At 71.4% G+C, this 22018-nt stretch carries 23 protein-coding genes and 1 pseudogene; 14 read left to right on the plus strand and 10 right to left on the minus strand.

Translation table 11 applies throughout. From position 1 onward, the window contains the following. The 3 genes and pseudogenes from C1I98_RS41195 to C1I98_RS05430 form a co-directional block, all read left to right on the plus strand. Window positions 1-767, plus strand: a pseudogene (locus C1I98_RS41195) (hypothetical protein); the annotation flags it as partial. After that, window positions 764-1537: an enoyl-CoA hydratase/isomerase family protein gene (locus C1I98_RS05425; protein ID WP_111165965.1), complete on the plus strand. Its 774-nt coding sequence runs from the start codon at window positions 764-766 to the stop codon at window positions 1535-1537. The pseudogene C1I98_RS41195 and the gene C1I98_RS05425, both read left to right, overlap by 4 nt. A gap of 22 nt (window positions 1538-1559) precedes the next feature. After that, the gene (locus C1I98_RS05430; protein WP_111165966.1) at window positions 1560-2408 is read left to right on the plus strand and encodes a shikimate dehydrogenase family protein; all 849 of its coding nucleotides are present in this window, start codon (window positions 1560-1562) and stop codon (window positions 2406-2408) included. 57 nt (window positions 2409-2465) lie between these two features. Here the strand turns inward: C1I98_RS05430 and C1I98_RS05435 are convergent, their stop codons facing one another. The 5 genes from C1I98_RS05435 to C1I98_RS05455 are packed head-to-tail and all read right to left on the minus strand — an operon-like array spanning window position 2466 to window position 6904. After that, window positions 2466-3485, minus strand: coding sequence for an amidohydrolase family protein (locus tag C1I98_RS05435; protein ID WP_199536739.1), 1020 nt, complete (start codon window positions 3483-3485; stop codon window positions 2466-2468). Then, the gene (locus tag C1I98_RS05440; RefSeq protein WP_111165968.1) at window positions 3485-4276 is read right to left on the minus strand and encodes an ABC transporter permease; all 792 of its coding nucleotides are present in this window, start codon (window positions 4274-4276) and stop codon (window positions 3485-3487) included. The genes C1I98_RS05435 and C1I98_RS05440 overlap by 1 nt, the downstream gene beginning before the upstream one ends. Beyond that, complete coding sequence (locus C1I98_RS05445; RefSeq protein ID WP_111165969.1) at window positions 4273-5067, minus strand: ABC transporter ATP-binding protein; 795 nt, start codon at window positions 5065-5067, stop codon at window positions 4273-4275. Before C1I98_RS05445 ends, C1I98_RS05440 begins: the two co-directional genes overlap by 4 nt. Then, a complete protein-coding gene (locus C1I98_RS05450) occupies window positions 5064-5924 on the minus strand; it encodes an ABC transporter permease (RefSeq protein WP_111165970.1) in 861 nt (286 codons plus the stop codon). The genes C1I98_RS05445 and C1I98_RS05450 overlap by 4 nt, the downstream gene beginning before the upstream one ends. After that, complete coding sequence (locus C1I98_RS05455; RefSeq protein WP_111165971.1) at window positions 5921-6904, minus strand: ABC transporter substrate-binding protein; 984 nt, start codon at window positions 6902-6904, stop codon at window positions 5921-5923. Before C1I98_RS05455 ends, C1I98_RS05450 begins: the two co-directional genes overlap by 4 nt. 238 nt (window positions 6905-7142) lie before the next feature. Here C1I98_RS05455 and C1I98_RS05460 point away from each other — a divergent pair, with 238 nt between their 5' ends. Beyond that, the gene (locus tag C1I98_RS05460; RefSeq protein WP_111165972.1) at window positions 7143-8162 is read left to right on the plus strand and encodes a LacI family DNA-binding transcriptional regulator; all 1020 of its coding nucleotides are present in this window, start codon (window positions 7143-7145) and stop codon (window positions 8160-8162) included. A 21-nt stretch (window positions 8163-8183) separates the two neighbouring features. Continuing rightward, window positions 8184-9074 carry a DNA-3-methyladenine glycosylase family protein gene (locus C1I98_RS05465; protein ID WP_111165973.1) on the plus strand — a complete coding sequence of 297 codons (891 nt, stop codon included), beginning with the start codon at window positions 8184-8186 and terminating at the stop codon, window positions 9072-9074. Between the two features lie 10 nt (window positions 9075-9084). Here the strand turns inward: C1I98_RS05465 and C1I98_RS41200 are convergent, their stop codons facing one another. From C1I98_RS41200 to C1I98_RS05485, 4 genes are all read right to left on the minus strand, one after another. Further along, window positions 9085-9474 (minus strand): TetR/AcrR family transcriptional regulator, encoded by a 390-nt coding sequence (locus C1I98_RS41200; protein WP_233507196.1) that lies wholly within the window; start codon window positions 9472-9474, stop codon window positions 9085-9087. After that, the gene (locus C1I98_RS43590) at window positions 9458-10240 is read right to left on the minus strand and encodes a molybdopterin-binding domain-containing protein (protein ID WP_111165975.1); all 783 of its coding nucleotides are present in this window, start codon (window positions 10238-10240) and stop codon (window positions 9458-9460) included. The genes C1I98_RS41200 and C1I98_RS43590 overlap by 17 nt, the downstream gene beginning before the upstream one ends. Before the next feature lie 90 nt (window positions 10241-10330). Beyond that, entirely contained in the window at window positions 10331-11419 is a 1089-nt protein-coding gene (locus C1I98_RS05480) for an acyl-CoA dehydrogenase family protein (protein ID WP_111165998.1), read from the minus strand. 11 nt (window positions 11420-11430) lie between these two features. After that, window positions 11431-12363, minus strand: a complete 933-nt coding sequence (locus C1I98_RS05485) for an acyltransferase domain-containing protein (protein WP_158557922.1) — start codon at window positions 12361-12363, stop codon at window positions 11431-11433. Window positions 12364-12504: 141 nt separating this feature from the next. Here C1I98_RS05485 and C1I98_RS05490 point away from each other — a divergent pair, with 141 nt between their 5' ends. Continuing rightward, complete coding sequence (locus C1I98_RS05490; RefSeq protein ID WP_111165977.1) at window positions 12505-13287, plus strand: response regulator transcription factor; 783 nt, start codon at window positions 12505-12507, stop codon at window positions 13285-13287. On the opposite strand, the gene C1I98_RS05495 is transcribed toward C1I98_RS05490, so the two are convergent. Further along, on the minus strand, window positions 13219-14001 hold the full coding sequence (locus tag C1I98_RS05495) for an AfsR/SARP family transcriptional regulator (RefSeq protein ID WP_111165978.1): 783 nt from the start codon (window positions 13999-14001) through the stop codon (window positions 13219-13221). The two genes, C1I98_RS05490 and C1I98_RS05495, sit on opposite strands and share 69 nt — an antisense overlap. Before the next feature lie 1148 nt (window positions 14002-15149). On the opposite strand from C1I98_RS05495, the gene C1I98_RS05500 reads away from it, so the two are divergent. The 8 genes from C1I98_RS05500 to C1I98_RS05535 all read left to right on the plus strand — a co-directional run bounded on the left by C1I98_RS05500 (window position 15150) and on the right by C1I98_RS05535 (window position 21991). Beyond that, complete coding sequence (locus C1I98_RS05500) at window positions 15150-16265, plus strand: sensor histidine kinase (protein ID WP_111165979.1); 1116 nt, start codon at window positions 15150-15152, stop codon at window positions 16263-16265. Then, entirely contained in the window at window positions 16243-16911 is a 669-nt protein-coding gene (locus C1I98_RS05505; protein WP_111165980.1) for a response regulator, read from the plus strand. Before C1I98_RS05500 ends, C1I98_RS05505 begins: the two co-directional genes overlap by 23 nt. Window positions 16912-17033: 122 nt before the next feature. Continuing rightward, window positions 17034-17966, plus strand: a complete 933-nt coding sequence (locus C1I98_RS05510) for an ABC transporter ATP-binding protein (protein ID WP_111165981.1) — start codon at window positions 17034-17036, stop codon at window positions 17964-17966. Beyond that, the gene (locus tag C1I98_RS05515) at window positions 17963-18781 is read left to right on the plus strand and encodes an ABC transporter permease (RefSeq protein ID WP_111165982.1); all 819 of its coding nucleotides are present in this window, start codon (window positions 17963-17965) and stop codon (window positions 18779-18781) included. The genes C1I98_RS05510 and C1I98_RS05515 overlap by 4 nt, the downstream gene beginning before the upstream one ends. A gap of 91 nt (window positions 18782-18872) precedes the next feature. Further along, a complete protein-coding gene (locus C1I98_RS05520) occupies window positions 18873-20138 on the plus strand; it encodes a beta-ketoacyl-[acyl-carrier-protein] synthase family protein (protein ID WP_111165983.1) in 1266 nt (421 codons plus the stop codon). Window position 20139: 1 nt separating this feature from the next. Then, window positions 20140-21402 carry a ketosynthase chain-length factor gene (locus tag C1I98_RS05525; RefSeq protein ID WP_111165984.1) on the plus strand — a complete coding sequence of 421 codons (1263 nt, stop codon included), beginning with the start codon at window positions 20140-20142 and terminating at the stop codon, window positions 21400-21402. Beyond that, a complete protein-coding gene (locus tag C1I98_RS05530) occupies window positions 21399-21641 on the plus strand; it encodes an acyl carrier protein (RefSeq protein ID WP_111165985.1) in 243 nt (80 codons plus the stop codon). The genes C1I98_RS05525 and C1I98_RS05530 overlap by 4 nt, the downstream gene beginning before the upstream one ends. 29 nt (window positions 21642-21670) lie before the next feature. Further along, window positions 21671-21991: a Dabb family protein gene (locus C1I98_RS05535; protein WP_111165986.1), complete on the plus strand. Its 321-nt coding sequence runs from the start codon at window positions 21671-21673 to the stop codon at window positions 21989-21991. The last annotated feature ends 27 nt before the right edge of the window (window positions 21992-22018 follow it).

A 22018-nucleotide genomic window follows, 5' to 3' on the forward strand; every position in this document is an offset into this window, starting at 1 on the left:
CCGCCACCCCGCTCGACATCCGCAAGGTCATCGCCCGCCGCTCCTTCATGGAGTTCCGGCCCGGCGACATCTGCAACCTCGGGTTCGGCATCTCCCAGCAGATCGGGTCGATCGCCGCCGAGGAAGGGGTGGCCGACGCGCTGACGCTGACCGTCGAGCAGGGCATCTTCGGGGGCGTGCCCGCGTTCGGCGGGGACGGCGGCGCGGGCCGGGACTACCAGGCCAGGCTGGAGCAGCCGTCCATGTTCGACTTCTACGACGGCGGCGGGCTGGACATCGCCAGCCTTTCGTTCGCCCAGGTGGACCGGTTCGGCAACGTCAACGTGCACGCCTTCGACGAACGGCCGCGCGGCCCCGGCGGCTTCATCAACATCAGCACCCGCACCAGGCGGCTGTGCTTCGTGGGCGCGTTCACCGCTGGTGGGCTGCGGGTGTCCTTCGAGGACGGCTCGCTGCGCATCCTTCAGGAGGGGCGCGAGCGGAAGTTCGTCGACGCCGTCAACGAGATCAGCTTCAACGGCGAACTCGCCCCCGGCAAGGGGCAGTCGGTGCGGTACATCACCGAGCGCGCCGTGTTCGAGCTGACGCCCGAGGGCCTGCGGCTGATCGAGGTGGCGCCCGGCATCGACGTCGAGCGAGACGTCCTCGCCCACATGGACATCAAACCCACGGTCAGCGACTCGCTCACCATGATGGACTTCCGGCTGTTCGCGCCGGGGCCCATGGGGCTGGCCGCCGGCTTCGCCGCCGCGGGGAGGCCGGCATGACCGAACTCGTACGCCTGGTCCCCGGCGTCTGCGCCGAGATCATCCTCGACAACCCGCCGATGAACGTCGTGACCACCCAACTGACCGCCCGGCTGTACGAGGTGCTGAAGACCGTGGCGGCCGACGACGACACCCGCGCGGTGATCGTCTACGGCGCGGGCGGCAGGGCGTTCTGCGCCGGTTCGGACATCGCGGAGTTCGAGTCGCTGCACGGCCGCGCCGCCGAGGGCAAGGTGCTGCTGGAGAAGCTGGTCTACCGCAGGCTCGCCGGGCTGGCCGTGCCCACCGTGGCGGCGATCGAGGGGCACGCGCTCGGCGGCGGAATGGAGCTGGCGCTGTGCTGCGACTTCCGCGTCGCCACCCGCCGTTCCAGGCTGGGCATGCCGGAGCTGAAGCTGGGCGTGACGCCCGGCAGCGGCGGCACCCAGCGTCTGCCCCGCATCGTCGGCCCGGCCCGCGCCAAGGAGATGATCCTGCTCGGTGAGCCGATGGACGCCGAGACCGCGCTGTCGGCCGGCCTGCTCACCCGGGTCGTGGAGCCGGGCGAGGCGCTGAACGCCGCCCGCGCCCTGGCCGCCACGCTCGCCGAGCGCGGGCCGGTGGCCATGCGGATCGCCAAGCGGCTGATCGACGCGGCCACCGAGACCCCGCTGGACGAGGGGCTGGCCCTGGAGACCGACGGCTCGGAGGCCGTGTTCGCGACCGACGACGTACTCGAAGGCGCACGGGCCTTCCTCGAAAAGCGCGCCCCTCGTTTCACCGGGCGCTGAACGACACCCCAGGAGTGGAAACATGCGGACAGTCGCCCTCTTCGGCACCCCCTTGCGGCGGCAGCACTCGGTGGTCATGCACAACGCGGCGTTCGCCGCCGCCGGGCTCGACGCCCGCTACGAGCTGCGCGAGGTCGATGCGGCCGGACTCGTCGCGCAGGTCGGGCAGGCCCGGCTGGAGGGGTGGATGGGCTTTCAGATCACCGCCCCGCACAAACGGTTCGTGATGGACCTGCTGGACGAGATCGAACCGGACGCCCGGCGGATCGGCGCGGTCAACAGCGTCGCCGCCGGGCCGGACGGGCATCTGGTCGGTTTCAACACCGATGTCCTCGGGTTCATGGCGGGCCTGCGCGCGTGCCATCCCGGCGACCTGGCCGGCCGTTCGGTCGTGGTGGCCGGTTCCGGCGGCGTCGGTCACGCGGCGGTGTACGGCCTGGCGGCCACGGGCGTCGGCCGGCTCACGGTCGCGGACCTGGACGTCGCCATGCCGCGCGGGCTGGCCGAGGAGTTCGCCGGATTCGCCGAGATCGAGCCGATGGCGCTGGCCGATCCGCGGGTCGCCCGGCGGCTGGCCGAGGCCGACGTCTTCGTCAACGCGACCTCGGTCGGCATGCTGACGCCCGGCCCGGTCGTGGACGTCGCCCTGCTCGACCCCGCGGCCACGGTGTTCGACGTCGTCTACATCCCCACCGAGACCGAGCTGGTGCGGCAGGCCAGGGCGCGCGGCATGCGCGCGGCCAACGGCGACCGGATGCTCGTCGCCCAGGCGGCGACGGCCTGGACGCACTGGACCGGCCTGCCCGACCCCACGGAGGTGATGAGCGCGGCCGTCGCCCCGCTGCTCGCCCGCGCCGACCTCGCTCCCTGACCGGCCGGAAGGACGAAGGAGGGCGACCGATGGTCGCCCCTCCTTTTCGGGTCCGCGTCAGGCGTCTGCGGGCAGGCGCATCAGGCGCAGGATGTTGTGCTCGTAGATCTGCTCACGCTCGGCGTCGGTGATGTCCAGCTCGTTCAGCACACGGATCGTCTCGCGGATGTACATCGGGCCGCCCTCGGGGTCGAAGGGGCAGTCCGAGGCGAACAGCACGCGTTCGGCGCCGAAGAAGTCCAGGCCGCAGCGGGTGCCGATGGCCGAGCCGGACAGCGCGGTGTCGGCGTAGAAGCGGCGGAAGTACTCCAGCGGGCGCTCGGGCAGCTCGCGCCGCAGGTTCGCGTACTCCTCCCCGGCGGTCCGGCTGCCGAGCTGGTCGCTCCAGCCCAGCCCGATCCGGCCCTCCAGGTAGGGGATCATCGCGCCCATGTGGTGCGTGATGATCTTGATGTCCGGGTGCCGCTGGAACAGGCCGGAGAAGACCATCCGGGCCATGGCCACGCTGGTCTCGTACGGCCAGCCCAGCGCCCACCAGATCTCGTACTTGGAGGTGTCCTCGGTCGCGTAGTCGGCGAAGCCCGCGCCGCGCGCCGGGTGCATCCAGATCGGCAGGTCCCGCCTGGCCATCTCGTCGAAGACGGCCTGGAACGCCGGGTCGTCCAGGGGCTTGCCGTTCACGTTGGTGAACACCTGCACGCCGCGCGCGCCGAGCCCGTCGATGGCGAAGGCCAGCTCGGCCATCGCGGCGTCCGGGTTGCTCAGCGGCAGCGCGGCGGCGAACGCCGGGAACCGGTCGGGGTACTTCTCGCAGAGTTCGAGCATCGACTCGTTGGCCAGCCGGGCCAGCGCCACGGCCTCGTCCGGACCGGCCAGCACCTCGATCGGCGGCGAGGACAGCGTGAGCACCTGCTGGTAGTCATCGCCGAACTCCTCCATCATGCGCAGCCGCACCTCGACGTCGTGCAGCGCCGGCAGCTCCAGCCAGCGCCGCAACGCGGCCCGGCCGCCCGACAGCTCGCGCATCCGCTCGAAGTAGGGCGCGGGCAGGATGTGGCTGTAGGCATCGACCTTCATCAGTGTCCTCTCGAAGTCTGGGGAACCCAGCCGGTGATCTTGCGGTCCACGGCCTGGACCAGGGCCACGGCGCCGAGGGCGACGGCGATGATGACCAGCAGGATGGCCAGCACTCCCGCGCCGTCGAACCGGCCGCCCGCCTGGGTGACGATGCGGCCGAGGCCGACGACCGCGATGAACATCTCGCCGTTGATCATGCCGGTGACCGCGCGACCCACGCCCAGCCGGACACCGGCCATGATCATGGGGGCCGCGGCCGGGAGCATGACGCGCAGCAGGATCTGCGTCTCGCTCGCGCCGTAGGAGCGGGCCATCTCGACCAGGTGCCCGGGGACCGACTGGATGGCCGAGGCGGTGTTGATGATCATGACGAACATCGCGTACATGACGACCACGGCGACGATCGAGCCCCGGCCCTCGCCCAGCAGGGAGAAGAAGATCGGGGCGAAGACCAGCGACGGGGCGGTCAGCAGCGCGTAGACGTACACGCCGAGGGCGGCCTCGACCTTGCGGAAGCGGCCCATCGCCACGCCCACGAGCAGGCCGCCCGCCAGTGAGACGGCGAAGCCCAGCACCAGGTTGAGCAGGCTGTCGGCGAGGCTGGCGAAGATCTCCCCGCTGGTCACCATGCCGGCCAGGCGGCCGATGACGGTGCTCAGCGGCGGGAAGAACGACGCGCCGGCCAGGTGCCCGATCAGCTCCCAGACGATGGCGCCGGCCAGCAGGCTGATCGGGCCCGCGGGGACGCGCCGCCTCGGCAGCCGCCGGCGGGCCGCGGCCGGGGCGCTCATCGGCCCGCCTTGGCGGGGCGGCGTTCCTCGTGCATGTCGCGCAGCCGGTCCCACAGGTAGGCGGTGATCTCGACGTACTTGCCGGAACGCTCCAGCGCCCCGACGTCGCTGGAACGCGGCCGGGTCAGCGGCACCGGGACGATCTCCGAAATCCGCCCGGGGCGGGCGCTCATCAGCACGACGCGGTCGCCGAGCAGCACCGCCTCCTCCATGCTGTGCGTGATGAACACCACGGTCAGCCGGTGTTCCTCCCAGATCGACAGCAGCTCCTCCTGGAGCAGGCGGCGGGTCTGCTCGTCCACCGCCCCGAACGGCTCGTCCATCAGCAGCACGCTCGGCTGCACGGCCAGCGCGCGGGCGATGCCCACCCGCTGCTGCATGCCGCCGGACAGCTCGCCCGGCCGCTTGGTCTCGAATTCGCCCAGGCCCACCGTCTCGATCAGCGCGCGGGCGCGCTCGATCCGCTCGGTCTTGCCGACCCCGCGCATCTGGAGCCCGAAGGCGACGTTCTCCAGGACGGTGGCCCACGGCAGCAGCGCGAAGTTCTGGAAGACCATGCTGCGCTCGGGGCCCGGCCCGCGCACCGGCGAGCCGTCGATGAAGATGTCGCCCTCGTTCCAGGGGATCAGCCCGGCGATGGCCTTCAGCAGCGTGGTCTTGCCGCAGCCGCTCGGCCCGAGCACGGTCAGGAACTCGTTGTCGGCGACCGTGAGGTCCACGTCCTGGAGCGCCTGCACCACGCCGCCGTCCTGACCGATGTAGCTCTTTCCCAATCCACGAACTTCGATCACCGGGTGCTCCTTGCGGTAGTGGCCTTGGACCAGCGGGTCAGCCGGTGCTCTCCCCACCGGGCGAGAGAGATGAGCAGCAGCGCCTCGGCCACAATGATCACGATGGTCCCGTACAGCATCGGCGCCCGGAACAGGCCGCGGTACTCCAGGATCAGCCCGCCCAGCGCGGCGGAGACCATCAGGAGTTCGACGAGGACCATGCCGGTGACCGCGCGGCCGACGCCCAGCCGGATGCCCGTCATGATCGCGGGCAGTGCGCCGGGGAACAGAATCCGCGTCCAGATCTGCCGCTCCGTTGCGCCGAACGAGCGGGCCATCTCGATCAGCGACGGGTCCACCTGGCGGACCCCCGTGCGGCTGTTGACCACCACCATCACGATGGAGAAGACCGCGACCAGGATGACCCGCGAGGCCAGCCCGAATCCGACCGACATCATCAGCAGCGGGATGATCGCCGCCATCGGAGTGACCAGCAGGATGTTGAGGTAGACGTCGGCGAACCGCTCCAGCGCCCGGAACCGGCCGAGCACGATCCCCAGCGGCACCCCGATGACGACCGCGATGGCGAAGCCGATCACCAGTGCCTGGTTGCTGACGTACATCGCCTGCCACAGCTCGGCGGTGCCGAGCAGTTGGAAGGTCGCGCCGACGGTCTCGGTGAAGGTGGGCAGCAACAGCCCGCCCCACACGGTGGCGTACGCCTCCCAGGCGACGGCGAACACGGCGAACGTCAGCAGTTGGTAGGGCAGGTTCGCGCCGAGCAGGCGGCGCGGCGGGCAGGGCCGGCGGGCCTCGACGGGGCCGGTCCGGGTCGTCGCGGCGCCGCGCGCGCGGCGGTGCGTGGTGGCGGTCGTCATTTCGCCGCCTGGATGAAGGAGAGGTCGGCCACGTCCTTGGCCTTCATGCCGGGTTTGATCACGCCTGCCCTGGCGAAGAAGTCGATGGTGCCCTGGACGTTGGCCTCGGTCAGCGCGCCCGCGTTGAAGAGCCCGGACGAGACGTACCGTTCGGCGATCTTCGCCATGTCGGCGGGCTTCTCCTCCGGCAGGTACTTGGCCACCAGGTCCACCAGGTACTTGGCGTCGGCGTTGATGGCGGCGTGCCGGCGTACCAGCGCGGTGATGAACTCCTGGGCCACTTCGCGGTGTTCGGTCAGGAACTCGGTGTTGGCGTACACGGTCTGCGGATGCAGATCGGGCAGGCTCTTGCCGAAGTCGACCACCTGGGAGAACTTCGACTTGCCCGACGACTCAAGGGCGACGACGTCGGAGACCTCCAGCGGGGTGGCGTCGATCTGGCCCGCGAGCAGCGCCTGGGCGCGCACATTCGAGCCGCCGATGGTCAGGTACTCCGGCTGCCGGCCGCCCTTGCACTGGGCGCGCGCCCAGTCCTTGGCCATGGCGGTCGCCACGGCGCCCTCACTGAAGATGCCGAACGGCCGCCCGCCCAGGTCGTCGCAGGTGGAGATGCCGGGCTTGCCGTAGACGGCCCACTGGTTGCCGATGACGTCGGCGATGATCTTGATTGGGGCGTCCTGTTCGATGGCGATCAGGGCGGGGCTGGTGGCCTCCGCCGAGATCGCGTAGTCACCTCTGGCCAGCCCCTCCATCGCCAGCTCCGGTTCGGCCAGTTCCACGATCTCGACCCTGTGGCCCGCCCGGCGGAGGTCGTCCACCGCCGCCAGGATGGGCACCGTCGTGATGTCCGGTTCGATGACCGCCACCGTGAACGATCGCGTGCCGTCCGGGTTGGTGGTGGCGACGCCTCCGCCGCAGGCCGTCGCGGCGGTCACGGCCGCGACGGCGATGAGCCGTTTCAGATGAGTCCCGACGTGCATGGTCCCCTCTTTCCGCAACGCGATGGCCCTCCTTGGTCACCCGGACCACTGGCCCGAGCCTTGAAAAGCAAGGTCATCGACTAGGCAAACGTATGCCGTGCGGACATGGTAGTGAGCCGTACCACAAAAACGTCAAGAGGATTCTGCAGGTTGTATGCACATAGGTCGGATGCTCGGTTTGCCGATTCAAGCCTCAGCCTGCCATCATTAGGCAAACGTTGTCCGAGGGAGGGTGGCGATGATGTCTCTGGCCGACGTGGCCCGGGAGGCCGGCGTGGCCGTGTCCACCGCGTCACGAGTGCTGAACGGCTCCACCCACCCCATCTCGGCCGCCACCCGCGCCCGGGTCATCGAGGCCGCCACCCGTCTCGGCTACTCGCCGAGCGCGCTCGCCCGGGCGCTGGTCTCCCGCACCAGCCGCCTGGTCGGCGTCCTGGTCAGCGACATCGTCAACCCCTACTTCTCGGTCATCGCCCGCGGCGCCGACGACGTGGCGAGCCGCGCCGGATACGTCACCATGCTCTCCAACGTCGACCGGCGCACCACCATGGAGATCAACCGGCTGCGGACCATGCGCGACTACCGCGCCGCCGGGGTGATCTTCGCGGGCAGCGGCCACGTCGACGACCCGCAGGCCGACGATCTCGCCAAGGCCGTGCGCGAGGCCCGTGAGCAGGGCATCCACAGCGTGTCGCTGACCGCCCGCGACCTCGGCTGCCAGGTCATCACCGCCGACAGCCAGGCCGCCGCCTACGAGATCACCGAGTATCTGATCTCACTCGGGCACCGGAGGATCGCGTTCGTCGAGGGACCGCCCGGCATGATCGCCAACCGCGAGCGCCGGGACGGCTTCCTGGCCTGCATGAGCGACGCCGACCTCACCGCCGAGGCGCAGTGTCTGCCCGGCGGCTTCGACTACGAGGCCGGGCACGCGGCGGCCATGCGGCTGATCGCCCGTCCGCCGCTGCCGCACGCCGTCCTGGCCGCCAACGACGAGGCCGCGGTCGGCGCGCTCGGCGCGCTGCGGCAGGCGGGCATCGACGTGCCGGGCGAGGTGTCCGTGGCGGGCATCGACGACCTGCGGGTGGCCCGGTTCGTCGGGCTCACCACGGTGAGCCTGCCGCTTTACGAGATGGGCGCGATGGCGGCCCGGCACATCATCGACAACCCGGCGTGCGCCGCCGGCGACGACACCACCACGACCGTGCTGAGCCACCGGCTCATCCCGAGGGAGACCACCGCGCCGCGACCCGCCTGATGCGGCCCCTACCATACGCGCATGACCTCCCACGGATTCACGCTGACCGCCGAGGGCCCGTTCGACTTCGGGGCCTCGCTGCGCTTCGTCGAGGATTGGCCGGCCACCGGCGCGCTGCCCACCGACGGCGGCGCACTGCGCTTCGCCTACTGCGCCGAATCCGACTGGCTGCCCATCGGCGTGCGGATGACGGCCGCGCCCGGCGGGGTCGCGGTCGCCACCACGCGGGCCGCCGGGCCGCGGATACGCGCGGAGGTGGCCCGCATCTTCTCCCTCGACCTGGACGGCAGCGGGTTCGCCACCGTCGGCGAGGCCGACCCGGTGGTCGGCGACCTGCAGCGACGCGGGCCCGGCCTGCGGCCGGTGTGCTTTTGGAGCCCGTGGGAGGCGGCCTGCTGGGCGGTGATCGTGCAGCGTTCCTCCATGCACATCGCCGCCAAGATCAAGGCGCGCATCGCCGAGCGGTACGGTGCGCGGGTCACCATCGACGGCGAGGACCACGCGGCCTTCCCCCCGCCGATGACCCTGCTGGACGCCGGGGGCTTCGGCCTGCCCGCCCAGAAGGAGGAATGGCTGCGCGGCCTGGCCCGCGCGGCGCTGGACGGGCCGCTCACCACCGAGTACCTGCGTTCGCTGAGCCCCCCGGACGCCCTGGCCGAGTTGCGCTCGCTGCCCGGCGTCGGGCCGTTCTCGGCCGGGCTGATCCTGATCCGAGGCGCGGGCGCGCCCGACGCGTTCCCCGGCGATGAGCCGCGGCTGTTCGCACTGCTGCGCGAGGCGTACGGCCTGGCGGAGGACGCGCCGCCCGCCGCCTACCGCGACGTGGCCGACGCCTGGCGGCCCTACCGCTCGTGGGCGTCGTTCCTGTTCCGGGCCGACGCCTACGGCATCCTGGACGACCCGCCCGCGTAGCCGCCGCGCGTCAGGGCCGCGGCAGGCTGCGCACGATCGTCTCGGCGGTGTACCGCAGCCAGGCCCCGTCCACCCCGTCCGGCCGGGCCAGGGCGTCGAACAGCACGCCGTCGATCTGCGCCACGAACATCCGGGCCGCCGGAACGGGGTCCGGAACGCCCGCCGCGCGCAGGCCCTCCTCGGCCTTGCGCAGGAACCGCGCCCCGGCGACGTCCAGCTCGCCCCAGAGCAGTGCCCGGCGGGCCGCGTCCAGGTACAGCTCCATCCGCGCCTGGGTCCGTGTCCTGGCCGGTCCGAGCCAGTACCCCAGCAGTCCGGCCAGGGCGTCGGCCACCTCCTCAGGGCTGTGCCACGCGCCCTGAGGCAGCCGTTCCAGCGACGCCTCATCCTGCTCCAGCATCCGCGCCAGCACCCCGCCGAGCAGCGCCAGGCGGGTGCGGTAACAACTGCTGGTGCTCCCCGGCGGCAGCCCGGCCCGCGCGTCCACCGCGCGGTGGGTCAGGCCGCGCATCCCCTCCTCGGCGATGACCTCGATGGCGGCGTCGGCCGCCCGCTCCCTGCGTGTGCTCATCGCCCGTCCCCTCCGCCGGCGACCGCTCGGGCTCGACGGTGACCGGCACGGCACTGAGCACCGCCGTACCGCCGACCTGGTCCACCCCGGCCGGGTCGGTGAGCAGCCCGGGCTCGCCGGTCCTGATCGGGTCCACGGCGGGCCTGGTGAACAACGTGCCGCCGGGCCGGTCGAGGTCGCCTGTGAGGATGTCCAGCAGTTGAACAGCCCACCGGCACAGCGTGCCGTGCCGCTGCGTGGACACGCCCATCCGCCCGTAGCAGGCGGCGTCGGCGCCCGGCCGGATGGAGTGATGCCCGGCCCCGAGCCGCGCGGTCTCGGTCCTGGCCGGCAGCGCCCTGATGCGGCGGCCCATCCCGGAGGCGGTCATCAGGCTGCCGTTCGACACCGCCGGGTTCGCGCCGAAGGCCAGGTCGAACGCCTCGTCCCAGGTGATCTCCCGCCGGCCGCCCGCGGTGCGCCGCACGGGCGAGCGCAGGCGGTCGTCCTCATCGCCCCGGATGTCGATGACCCGGTCGCCGGAGGCGGTGATGCGAAGACCGCACATCGCCTCGCATAAGGCGCACGACCCGGGCCGGATGGTGGCCTGTGTCATACGTCCAGTTTTAGCAGCTCTCTGCTACATCTGTAGTGAATCGCTACAGATGTAGTAGATCGTGCCCTGGCCTGCGGCGGCGCGAGGGCGTCACGCCCCGACGGTCTTGGCGTACATGCCGCTGGTCAGGTCGAAGCGGAGGGCCGCGTGGGAGGTCGAGGTCAGGATGTCCCGCCACTGGCGCTGCAAAACGCTGGTGTCCCGCTGGGCCTGGCTGCCGCCCGACTCGAACAGCCGGTTGGCCGTGGCGCGGGTCAGTTCGGCCGCCAGTGAGGCGTCACGGGCGTTGCGCGCGGCCGTCTCCGGCGTGCAGCCGCCCAGGTCTGCCATGTCCAGGGCGCGTTCGGTGACCAGGTCGGCGGCGTCCAGCTCCGCGCCCGCGCGGGCCAGGGTCTGCTGGGCGGGCGGCGGCAGGCTGCCCTCGGTCTTGGCGAGCATCGTGCCGGTCCAGGCCCGTAACATCGCCCGGGCCGAGCCGAGCGCCGGGGTGGCGAACAGCGGCCCGGCCACCGCGGCCAGCGGCGTCTGGTGGCAGATGGCGTCCGAGTGCTCGCTGCCGCCCTGGAGCAGGGTGCTCCACGGCACCGACCGGTGGTGCGGCACGAAGACGTCCTGGGCCACCACGCTGTTGCTGCCCGTACCGCGCATGCCCAGGTTGAACCACGTCTTCTTGACCCGGAAGGCGTCGCGGGGCACCGCGAAGAAGCTCGGCCCGCCCGGTACGCCGACGCACAGCAGGGCCCAGTCGGAGAAGTCCACCGCGCTCAGGAAGTTCCACTCCCCCGACAGCCGCCATCCGCCGGGGGCCGCCTCCGCCGTGCCGGACGGTACGAGGGCGGCCGCGATGGCCGCGTCGGGCCCGCGCCGCCACACCTCCGCCTGCCCCTCGGGCGGGAGGTAGGCCGCCATGCGGCCGGAGGTCGCCAGGATCAGCGCGCACCAGGACGCCGACGCGCACGACCGGCCCAGGGTGAGCAGCGCCTGGCGAAGTTCGGTGAACGTCGCCTCGTACCCGCCGTGCCCGGCGGGCACGAAGTGGCGGGCGAAGCCGGCCTCGATGAGGGCGGCGATGACGTCCTCCGACAGACGCCGCTCCTCCTCGGCCTCGGCGGCCCGCTCGCCGGCCAGTTTGGCGGCGGCGTCGGCCGCCTCGATGAGCCCGGTCTCGCTGGGTGTCATGGTGGTCTCCTTCACATCGGGGCCTTCACGGCGAAGGCGTCGGGGCCGAGCGTCACGACCGCGCTGCCGCCCGGGCGTACCGCGCGGTGGCGTCTGGCCAGCGGGGCGAGCTGGCTGAGGCAGGCTTCGACGAGCGTGTAACCCTGCCCGTCGCCGAGCAGGCCGTCGAGCGCGGGCCAGAACAGCACCGGATCGGCCAGTTGCATCGCCCAGAACTCGGGCGTGACGGCCTCTTCCGCGGTGACCCACCGCCCGGTCCGGCACGAGCGGACGGGGATGGCCGGGGGCCGCAGGGTCATCCCGGCGAGGCAGCGCCGCAGCTCCTCGGCGGCGGGCCGCAGTACGGGACTGTGGAACGGCTGGAGCGCCCGCACCCGGCGGCACATGAGGCCCCCGTCGCGAATCGCCCGCTGGGCGGCGGTCAGCTCCGGCTCCGGGCCGGACACGATGCACTGCCGTGGCGCGTTCCACGCGCCGATCACGACGTCCCCGCCGAGGTAGGGGGTCAGGTCATCGGGGGCGGCGGCGACCGCGAGCATGCCGCCGGGCGGCATCAGCCGCGCCGCCTCCGCCCGCCGGCACATCAGTTCGGCGCCTTCGGCCAGGCTGAACACGCCCGTGAGCGCCGCCGCGGCCAGTTCGCCCACGCTGTGCCCGAGCAGCGCGCGCGGCGGCGTCCCAGCGTCGATCAGCGCCCGGCCGATCGCGTGATCGACCGCGAACAGCAGGGGCTGCGCGCGGGTGACATCGTCGATCGGGACCTCCGGGTCGCCGGACAGCCACTCCTCCCGCAGCTTCGAGCCCTGCGCGCCGCAGGCGTCGAAGAACTCGTCCATCGCCGCGGTGAAGGCCGGCTGCCCGCCGTACAGTTCGGCGGCCATGCGCGGGAACTGCGCACCCTGTCCGGGCAGGAGCAGCGCCACCGGCTGCCTGATGTCTCGCATGGGCCCAGCGTGGGCGGCGGTCCTCAAGCAAGACTTGAGAAGTCCTCGACACGCAGGCCGTACCAGAGTCGTATGCGACCCATGACAGAACCACCGGGCAGAGTGGGACAGGAAGGCGGTCGAGGGAGGGAGCTCCATCGGATGGATGCCACGGACTCGTCAGGGGGCATAGGAGTCCTGCTCGGCGTGGATCATGTGATCTTCAGGGAATGTCTCAGGGACTGGATCGGCGGGGCGCACGGCATCGCCGTGGTGGGCGAGGCCCGCTCATCCGCCGAGGTGCCGCACGTGGCCGCCCGGCTGCGGCCGGACGTGGTGCTGCTGAGCACGGGCGGCGACCGGCCGGCGGCGGAGTTGCGGGTGCTGCGGGAGGTACGGCGGCGGCTGCCGCGCACCAAGATCGTTGTACTGTCGCTGCGGAACGCCTCCCCCGTGGAGGAGGCCCTGGAGCACGGCACGCACTGGTGCCTGCGGAGCACGAGCACGCGGGCCGATCTCGTGCTCGCCCTGCGCAACGTCGCCGCGCGCAACGTCGCCGCGCATACTGAAGGCCCGTCACCTTCGCATTTCCCCCCCTTGCGGCAGGTGGATGGCGGCGACGGGCCACGGTGGCGGGCCTGTCTGTCCACACGCGAGCAGGAAGTGCTCGATCTGGTCTCACAGGCCCTGAGCAACGCGCAGATCGGCGCGCGGCTGTCCATCACGGAAGGAACGGTGAAACGACATCTGCGCAACATCTATGCCAAACTCGGCGCCGTGTCGCGCATCGACGCGATCAACAAGGCGGCGTACGCCTCGCCGACGTGGAATTCCCCCCACGACGCCGCCGGCACCCAGCACGCGCCGGCCCCCGGATCAGGCGGAGATGGCCAGCGTCCGATCTCCCAGCAGCACCTCACGGTGCAGGCGCTGGACCGCCGGTGAGGGGTCCAGCCCGAGCTCGCGCGCCAGAATCTCGCGCAGGTTTTGGAACGCTGCAAGCGCCTCCGCGCGGCGACCCGCCTGGCTCAGCACGTTGACGAGCTGGGCGTGCAGCCATTCGTGCAGCGGGTTTTCCGCGATCAGGCTCCTCAGTTCGCCGATCAGGTCGCGATGCCGGCCCAGGTGCAGGTCGGCCTCGATACGCAGTTCCATGGCGTGCGTGCGGCGGTCCGCCAGATGGACGACGTGCGAGCGAAGGAGCGGTCCTTGTGTGACATTGGCGAGCGGCGGGCCCTGCCAAAGGGCCAGCGCCTCCCGAAGGTCGGCCGAGGCGGCCTCGTACCGGCCCTGGCGCAGCAGGCCGGCGGCCTGCGTCACCAGGCGGTCGAACCGGCCCTGGTCGAGTTGGTCCTGATCTACCAGGAGGGTGTAGCCGAAGGGCTTGGTCACCAGCAGCTCGCGCCCCGTCCCGCTGAGCCGTTCCCGTTCGATCAGGCTGCGTAAGTGGTAGATGTAGGTCTGGGTGGTGGTCAGCGCGCTTTTCGGCGGGTTGTTCCCCCAAAGCTCCTGGATGATGGAATCGACGAGCACCAGCCGATTGGCGGAAACCAGCAGCAGGGCGAGGACCTGACGCACCTTCGGCGCGCTTGGTGTGCAGGCTCTGCCACCGTGCATCACCTCCATCGGCCCGAGCACAGTGAATCTTGACGTCCCCATGGTGCCTCCCGTGAGTGGCGGAAACTTGCATCCACCGGCCTGGGTACTGAAATTCCTCAGCAGAATATAGCTATACATAAGCCGCCCGAAATGCGATGCCACTAAAGAGGTAGTGGCCGAAAAAGGCGTCCGCCCCCGGGCAAGATCACGAGTGGGCCCAGGTGAAATCTGAATGCCGGTACCGTGGCCCGGGATTACACGCAGGTAAATAGTTTAAGATCCAACCACGCGGTGATCAATCCCGCACACCGATCCTGACAAAGGACGAACAAGCGTGAAAAAAGGCGAAAGAGAGGCGCTCTCAGCGGAAACGACGGGCGATGCCACGGCCGTCCACGTCATCACAGTGTCGGCCAGGCGGCATATCGGACCGACCGGAAAGCGGCGTGGCGACCCGTTGGAAGCGACCACCAAGGCCCCTGAAAGGCCAGGCGCGCCGGGGCGTCCGGCCCTCCGCACCGGCGGTGCGGCCCGCGTACGGCCCGCCTCCGCAGCCTCACCGGTGACGCCGTCGCGCTCCGGAGTCGTACCGCGCACCATCGGTGTGTCGCGTGTCACATCACAGGTCGCCGCCATGGCGGCCATGAGCCGGCCGGACCGGCGCCGGGGCGGCCGATGGCGCGGGGCCCCGCCCGGCGACCGCGAACCGATCGCACGCAGGCAGCACCGGAGGGTGTGGAGCCTGTGCCGGCATCCGGCCCCAAGGCGGGCACACCACCGAGGCTCCCGTGGGATGCGGGTGTCCGAAACCATAACGCTCTTCTATATGAATGGCGTCGCGCCGGCGATCGAAGGCCCGCAGGGGAGACCTAACTCCGGCGCGCCGCAAGGGCCCCATGGAAAAGGACGAAGAAATCCACGACATCCGCGCCGCGGCCTTCACGCTCATGCCACATCGCGTCCGATACGTGACAGTCCGACGCCCTTGACGACGGTAAAAACCGCGTATCCGCAGGTTGCCTCCCATCGCGGGATCTGCTCTCCCGCCGCCTTCCCGGTGGCGGATCGAAAACATCCGGTAGGCTGGCCTGCCGGTCCGCGGTTAGTGTGGTGACGTGCGACCGCCGGGCTTATGGCGACATATCGTTCGCCTGCCTCCGATCTCCATCGATATCGCCGCAGCGGCCCTCCTCACCGGCACGGCCCTCTTGCAGCCCCACCTGGCGACCTCCAGGCCCGACACCCCCTGGCTCCCCGTCCTGGCCGCGCTGCTCGGCCTCGCCGTCGCGGTACGCCGGCCCGCGCCGATCCCCGCCCTGCTCCTCGCCCTCCTGTCCACCGCGGGCGCCGACCCGCTCGGCGTCATGGAGCCGGCGCTGGCCGCGATCCTGCTCACCGCCTACACCGTCGGCACGGTGTCGGAACGGGCCACCGCCGCCGCCGTGGCGATCGGCTGCGCGGTCCTGCTCTGCGCCGGATTCGCCGTCGCGGAGCGGCTTTTGGCCCTGGATTCGCAGGGCGGCCCCGTGCCGTCCGTCATCGGCGTGCTCGCGGGCATCGCGGTCGGCCAGGCGACCGCGACCCGGCGGCAGTTGCTCGTGGCGCTCAAGGAACGGGCCCTGCGCGCCGAACTGGCGCTGGAGGAGGAGGCCAGGCGGCGGGTGGCCGAGGAGCGCATGCACATCGCGCGGGAGGTCCACGACCTGGTCGCCCACCACATCTCCGTGGTCAACGTGCAGGCGGGGGTCGCCGCCCACCTGCTCCGCGAACGACCGGAGGCGGCCGGGGAGGCACTGGGTCACGTCCGCACCGCCGCCCGCACCGTACTGGACGAACTCGGCGCGGTCCTCGACGTACTACGCGGGTCCGGCGACCCGCGGGCCCCGCTGGAGCCGTTGCCCGGGCTGGCGGACCTCGACCGGCTCATCGACTCCTTCGGCGGAGCCGGGCTGCGGGTGGACAGAACGGTGTCCGGCGCGCCCCGGTCGTGCCCGCCCGCCGTCGACCTCTGCGCCTACCGAATACTCCAGGAGTCGCTCACCAACGCCCGTAAATACGGACGAGGGCGGGCCAAGGTGACGATGTCCTACACCGATCAAGAACTCACGATAAACGTCCGCAACGAGTGCGCCGACGCCCGCGAGCGCGACGTCCCCGGCACCGGACACGGGCTCATCGGCATGCGCGAGCGGATCGCCTCGGTGGGCGGCACGCTCGTCGCCGGTCCGGCGCCCGCCGGGGAGTTCGCCGTGCTGGCCCGCCTGCCGCTCGACGGAAGCCACCTGACAGACGGGAACCGCGATGATCCGAGTGTTGCTCGCTGACGACCAGACGCTGATCCGCAAGGGCTTCCGCTCGCTCATCGAGTCGGCGCCCGACCTGCTCGTGGTCGGCGAGGCCGAGACCGGCGCGCAGGCCGTGAAGCTGGCCCGCGAGACCGGGGCCGACGTCATCTTGATGGACATCCGGATGCCGGAGATGGACGGCCTGGCGGCGACCCAGGAGATCACCGCCGACGACGCCCTCGCCGGGGCGCGCGTCCTGGTGCTGACCACGTTCGAGATCGACGAGTACGTGTTCCGGGCGCTGCGGGCGGGGGCCAGCGGGTTCCTCGGCAAGGGCGTGGAGCCGCGCGACCTGCTGGAGGCGATCCGCGTCGTCCACGCGGGTGAGGCCCTGCTCTCGCCCAAGGCGACCAAGGGGCTGATCACGCGCTTCCTCAGCCGGCCGGTCAAGGCCGACACCGCGCCGTCGGAACTGCTCGAAGTGCTCACCGTCCGGGAGCGCGAGATGGTCGCGCACGTGGCGACCGGGCTGTCCAACGAGGAGATCGCCGAGGAGCTGTGCGTGTCGCCGTACACGGTGAAGACGCACGTCAACCGGGCCATGACCAAGCTGGGTGCCAGAGACCGGGCGCAGCTCGTGATCACCGCCTACCAGACGGGGCTGGTGCGGCTGCCCGGCGCGTAGGGCCGCGGGCCCCGGCTCATCCCAGCGGACCACACCGGGGCCCATGTCCTGCGACGGCAGGCCGTCGCAGATACTGCGCTCGGACGACGCGGATGAGACCGCCGCTGCCGCATCGTGAATCCGTGATCGAAGTCACGAACCTCAAGAAGCGGTACGGCGACACACTGGCCGTCGATTCCCTGACGTTCACCGTCAGGCCGGGAGTGGTCACCGGGTTCCTGGGCCCGAACGGCTCGGGCAAATCCACCACCATGCGGCTCATCCTCGGCCTGGACGAGCCCACCGAGGGCGTCGCCCTGGTCAACGGACGCCGCGTCCGCGAACATCCCGCGCCGCTGTGCGAGATCGGCGCGCTGCTGGAGGCCAAGGCCGCCCACCCGGGCAGGTCCGCCCGCGACCACCTGCTCGCGCTGGCCGCCACCAACGGCATCCCCCGCCGGCGCGTCCACCACCTCCTGGAGCTGGTCGGCCTGCGGGACGTCGCGCACCGCCGGGCGGGCACCTTCTCGCTGGGCATGGCGCAGCGGCTGGGCATCGCCGCCGCGCTGCTCGGCGACCCGGACACCGTGGTGCTCGACGAGCCGGTCAACGGCCTGGACCCCGAGGGCATCGTCTGGATCCGCGAGCTGCTGAAGGGGCTGGCGGCCGAGGGCCGCACCGTCTTCCTGTCCTCGCACCTGATGAGCGAGCTGGCCGAGACCGCCGAGCACGTCATCGTGATCGGCAAGGGCCGGCTGATCGCCGACGAGCCCGTGGACGGGCTCATCAGGTCGGTGTCCGACACCCGGCTGCGGGTGCTGGTGCGCACCCCCGACCCGGTACGGCTGTGCAACCTGGTGCAGCGCGCGGGCGTGACGATCACCCGGCGGCACGAGGGCGACCTGCTGGAGATCGAGGGCATGGCGGCCCGGCGGATCGGCGACGAGGCCGCGCTCGCCGCGATCCCGCTGCACGAACTGCGCACCGTGGAGGCATCGCTGGAAGAGGCGTTCATGCGGCTCACCGGCAACGCGGTGGAGTACCGCACGCCGCTCGCCACGGAGCGGGCCTCATGACCGCCCCGGCCGTCTCGGTGCCGGGCGTCAGCCTGTCCCGCGTGATCAACAGCGAGTGGATCAAGCTGCGGTCGGTGCGCTCGACCACCCTCGCCCTGCTGCTGTCGGTCGTCGTGCTCGTGGGCATCGGCCTGATCGCGGCGAGCGCGATGGCGCAGCCGCTCGCGACAGGCGAACTGGAGACCGACGGACCGCCCTTCCAGCCGAGCACGGCGGTCGGCGCGATCCTGGGCGGCGTCGCGTTCGCCCAGTTGCTCATCGCCGCGCTGGGCGTGCTGTACGTCTCGGTGGAGTACTCCACCGGGATGATCCGCGCGACGTTCTCCGCGGTGCCGCGGCGGCTGCCGGTGCTGTGGGCCAAGTGCCTGGTCTTCGCCGGTGTCGTCTTCACGCTGATGCTGGCGTCGAGCCTGATCGCGTTCTTCGCCGGGTCGCCGTTCCTGGCCGCGCACGGCGTCGCCCCGTCCCTGGCCGACCCATCCGTGCTGCGTGCCGTACTGGCCGCACCGGCGTACCTGACCGGCGTCGGCCTGAGCGCGATCGCGGTGGCCACGCTGCTGCGCAGCACCGCCCTGGCGGTCTCGATCGTCTCGTTCACCGTCTTCCTGCTCGACTCGCTGGCCGGGATGCTGCTGCCCGCCTCCATCGCCGACGCGATCACTGCCTACCTCCCGGCGACCGCGGGCAAGGCGTTCATGAGCGAGACGCAGGCCGCCGGCACCCTCGCGCCGCTGCCCGGCTTCCTGGTGTTCTGCGGGTATCTGGTGGTCCTGCTGGGCGCCGCCGCCTTCGTGCTGAAGCGGCGGGACGCCTGACCCATCTCAAACGGTCCTCAAGTGAATCTTGAGGGTCGTCGCACACTCTCCCTGGTGACAGCCGATGTCGCAGAGGGAGAGTGTGCGCCTCATGGATCGACGAACCGTGATCACCGGGATGGGGGTGCTCGCGCCCGGTGGAACGGGGACGAAGGATTTCCTGGAACTGCTGGCCTCCGGGCGGACGGCCACCCGCAGGATCTCGTTTTTCGACCCTTCGCCCTTCCGGTCCCAGGTGGCCGCCGAGTGCGACTTCGACCCGGCCGTCGCCGGGCTGACCCACCGCGAGGCCCGCCGGATGGACCGTGCCACCCAGCTCGCGGTGGTCGCGGCGCGCCAGGCGGTCGCCGAGGCCGGCATCGAGCCGGATGAGCTGGACCCGCACCGGGTCGCCGTCAGCGTCGGCACCGCCGTCGGCGCGACGACCAGCCTGGAGCGAGAGTACCTGGTCCTTTCCGACTCCGGCCGGGACTGGCTGGTCGATCCCGGCTACGCCTCACCGCACCTGTTCGACTACTTCGTGCCGAGCGCCATCGCCTCCGAGGTCGCCTGGGTCATCGACGCCGAAGGGCCGGCGGCGATCGTCTCCTCCGGCTGCACCTCCGGCCTCGACTCCGTGGGGTACGCCCACCAGTTGATCAGGGAGGGCACCGCCGACGTCGTGCTGACCGGCGCCACCGACGCGCCCATCTCGCCCATCGCCGTCGCCTGCTTCGACGCGATCAAGGCGACCACCCCGCGCAACGACGACGCCGAGCACGCCTCCCGCCCCTTCGACCTGACCAGGAACGGCTTCGTGCTGGGCGAGGGCGCGGCGATGCTGGTGCTGGAGGAGTACGAGCACGCCCGCCGCCGGGGCGCGCACATCATCGCCGAGATCAACGGCTACGCCACCCGCTGCAACGCTTACCACATGACCGGGCTCAAGCCCGACGGCCGGGAGATGGCCGAGGCCATCACGGCCGCGCTCGCCGAGGCGGGCATGGACGGCGACGCCGTGGACTACATCAACGCGCACGGCTCGGGGACCAAGCAGAACGACCGGCACGAGACGGCGGCCTTCAAACGGGCGCTCGGCGACCACGCCTACCAGACCCCGGTCAGCTCGATCAAGTCGATGATCGGGCACTCGCTCGGCGCGATCGGCTCGATCGAGATCGTCGCCTGCGCCCTGGCCATCGAGAACGGCCTCGTCCCGCCCACCGCCAACCTGCGCGAACGCGACCCCGAATGCGATCTTGACTACGTGCCGATCCACGCGCGGGACCAGCGGGTGGACACGGTCCTCTCAGTGGGCAGCGGGTTCGGCGGCTTCCAGAGCGCCATGCTGCTCAGCCGGCTCGGAAACGGGGACTGACATGACGCAGACCACGATCGCCGGCGGGGCGGCACGTACGCGGCCCGCCACCGCCGTCATCACCGGCCTCGGTGTGGTGGCGCCCAACGGGATGGGCGCGGAGGAGTACTGGACGGCGACCCTGCGCGGGGAGAGCGGCATCGCCCCACTGGGCGACCGGATGGCGAAATATCCGGCCCGGCTCGCCGGGCAGGTCGCCTCCTTCGTCGCCGAGGAGCACATCCCCTCCAAGCTGATGCCGCAGACCGACCGGGTGACCAGGCTGGCGCTGGCCGCCGCCGAATGGGCCCTCGCCGACGCCGGGCTGCGCCCCGCCGAGCTGCCCGAGTACAGCATGGGCGTGGTCACCTCCAACGCCTCGGGCGGTTTCGAGTTCACGCACCGGGAGATCCAGAAGCTCTGGACGCAGGGACCGCAGACGGTCAGCGTGTACGAGTCCTTCGCCTGGTTCTACGCGGTCAACACCGGGCAGATCTCCATCCGCCACGGCATGCGCGGCCCGAGCGGCGTGCTGGTCGCCGAGCAGGCGGGCGGCCTCGACGCGGTCGGCCACGCCCGCCGGGCCGTACGACGCGGCACCCCGCACATCGTCACCGGCGGCGTCGAGTCCTCCTTCGACCCGTGGGGCTGGGTCAGCCACATCGCCAGCGGCAGGCTCAGCGGCCGGACCGATCCGGCACGCGCCTACCTGCCCTTCGACGGGGCCGCCGACGGATACGTCCCCGGCGAGGGCGGCGCCATCCTCATCCTGGAGGACGCCGGGGCCGCCGCCCGGCGCGGCGCGGCCAAGGTCTACGGCGAGGTCGCCGGCTACGCCGCCACCTTCGACCCCAGGCCGGGTTCGGGCCGCCCGCCCGGGCTGGAGTACGCCATCCGCAAGGCCCTCGACGACGCGGGGGCGCGGCCGGAGACGATCGACGTCGTCTTCGCCGACGCCGCCGGCGTACCGCGGCTGGACCGGGAGGAGGCGGCGGCGATCACCGCCGTCTTCGGCCCCGGCGGCGTGCCGGTGAGCGCGCCCAAGGCGCTGACCGGCCGGCTCTACGCCGGCAGTGGCCCGCTGGACGTGGCCTGCGCGCTGCTGTGCATCAGGGACGGCCTGATCCCGGCCGTCCCCAACATCGGCGACCTGCCCGCCGACTACCGGATCGACCTCGTGCGGGGCGACGCGCCGAGGCCCGCGAAGGTCCGGAACGCCCTGGTGCTGGCACGAGGGAAAGGCGGGTTCAACGCCGCCGTCGTACTTCGGAAGGAAGCGCAATGACCCTGGACGACCTCCGCAGAATCATGGTGGCCTGCGCGGGCGAGGACGAGCATGTGGACCTCGCCGGGGACATCATCGACCGGACCTTCGCCGAGCTGGGATACGACTCGCTGGCCGTGATGGAGACGGCGGCGAGGATCGAGGGCGAGTTCGGGGTGAAGATCCCCGACGAGCAGGTCCCCGAGCTGGCCACCCCCCGTGCGCTGCTGGACTGCGTTTCCCGCGCGACCGTCTCCTGACGACCTCTTCCCACCGAAAGGAACAGACCATGATCGTCCACACCCTGATCTACCGCTTCCCCGCCACGGTGACCGAGCAGGACCAGCAGGAGTTCTTCGCCGCCATGAAGGAACTGCTGGACCGGCACGACACCATCAAGGGCTTCGACCACCGGCCGCACCTGTGGCTGCCGGCCGACAAGGGCTCCCGCGGCATCACCGCCTCGGCCATCGCCCAGTTCAGCACCGAGTCCCTGGACGACCTCAAGACGTTCTCCGAGACGCCCGAGGTCTACGACTTCACCACCCAGTGGAAGGGCAAGCTGCAGTTCGAGGCCGCGTACGCCAACCACGAGCAGATGTCGGTCTGACCCCCCGATCGACCGACCGACCAACCC

Origin of the sequence: Spongiactinospora gelatinilytica (assembly GCF_003236385.1) — a bacterium.
In the GTDB taxonomy this organism is placed as follows: Bacteria; Actinomycetota; Actinomycetes; order Streptosporangiales; family Streptosporangiaceae; genus Spongiactinospora; species Spongiactinospora gelatinilytica.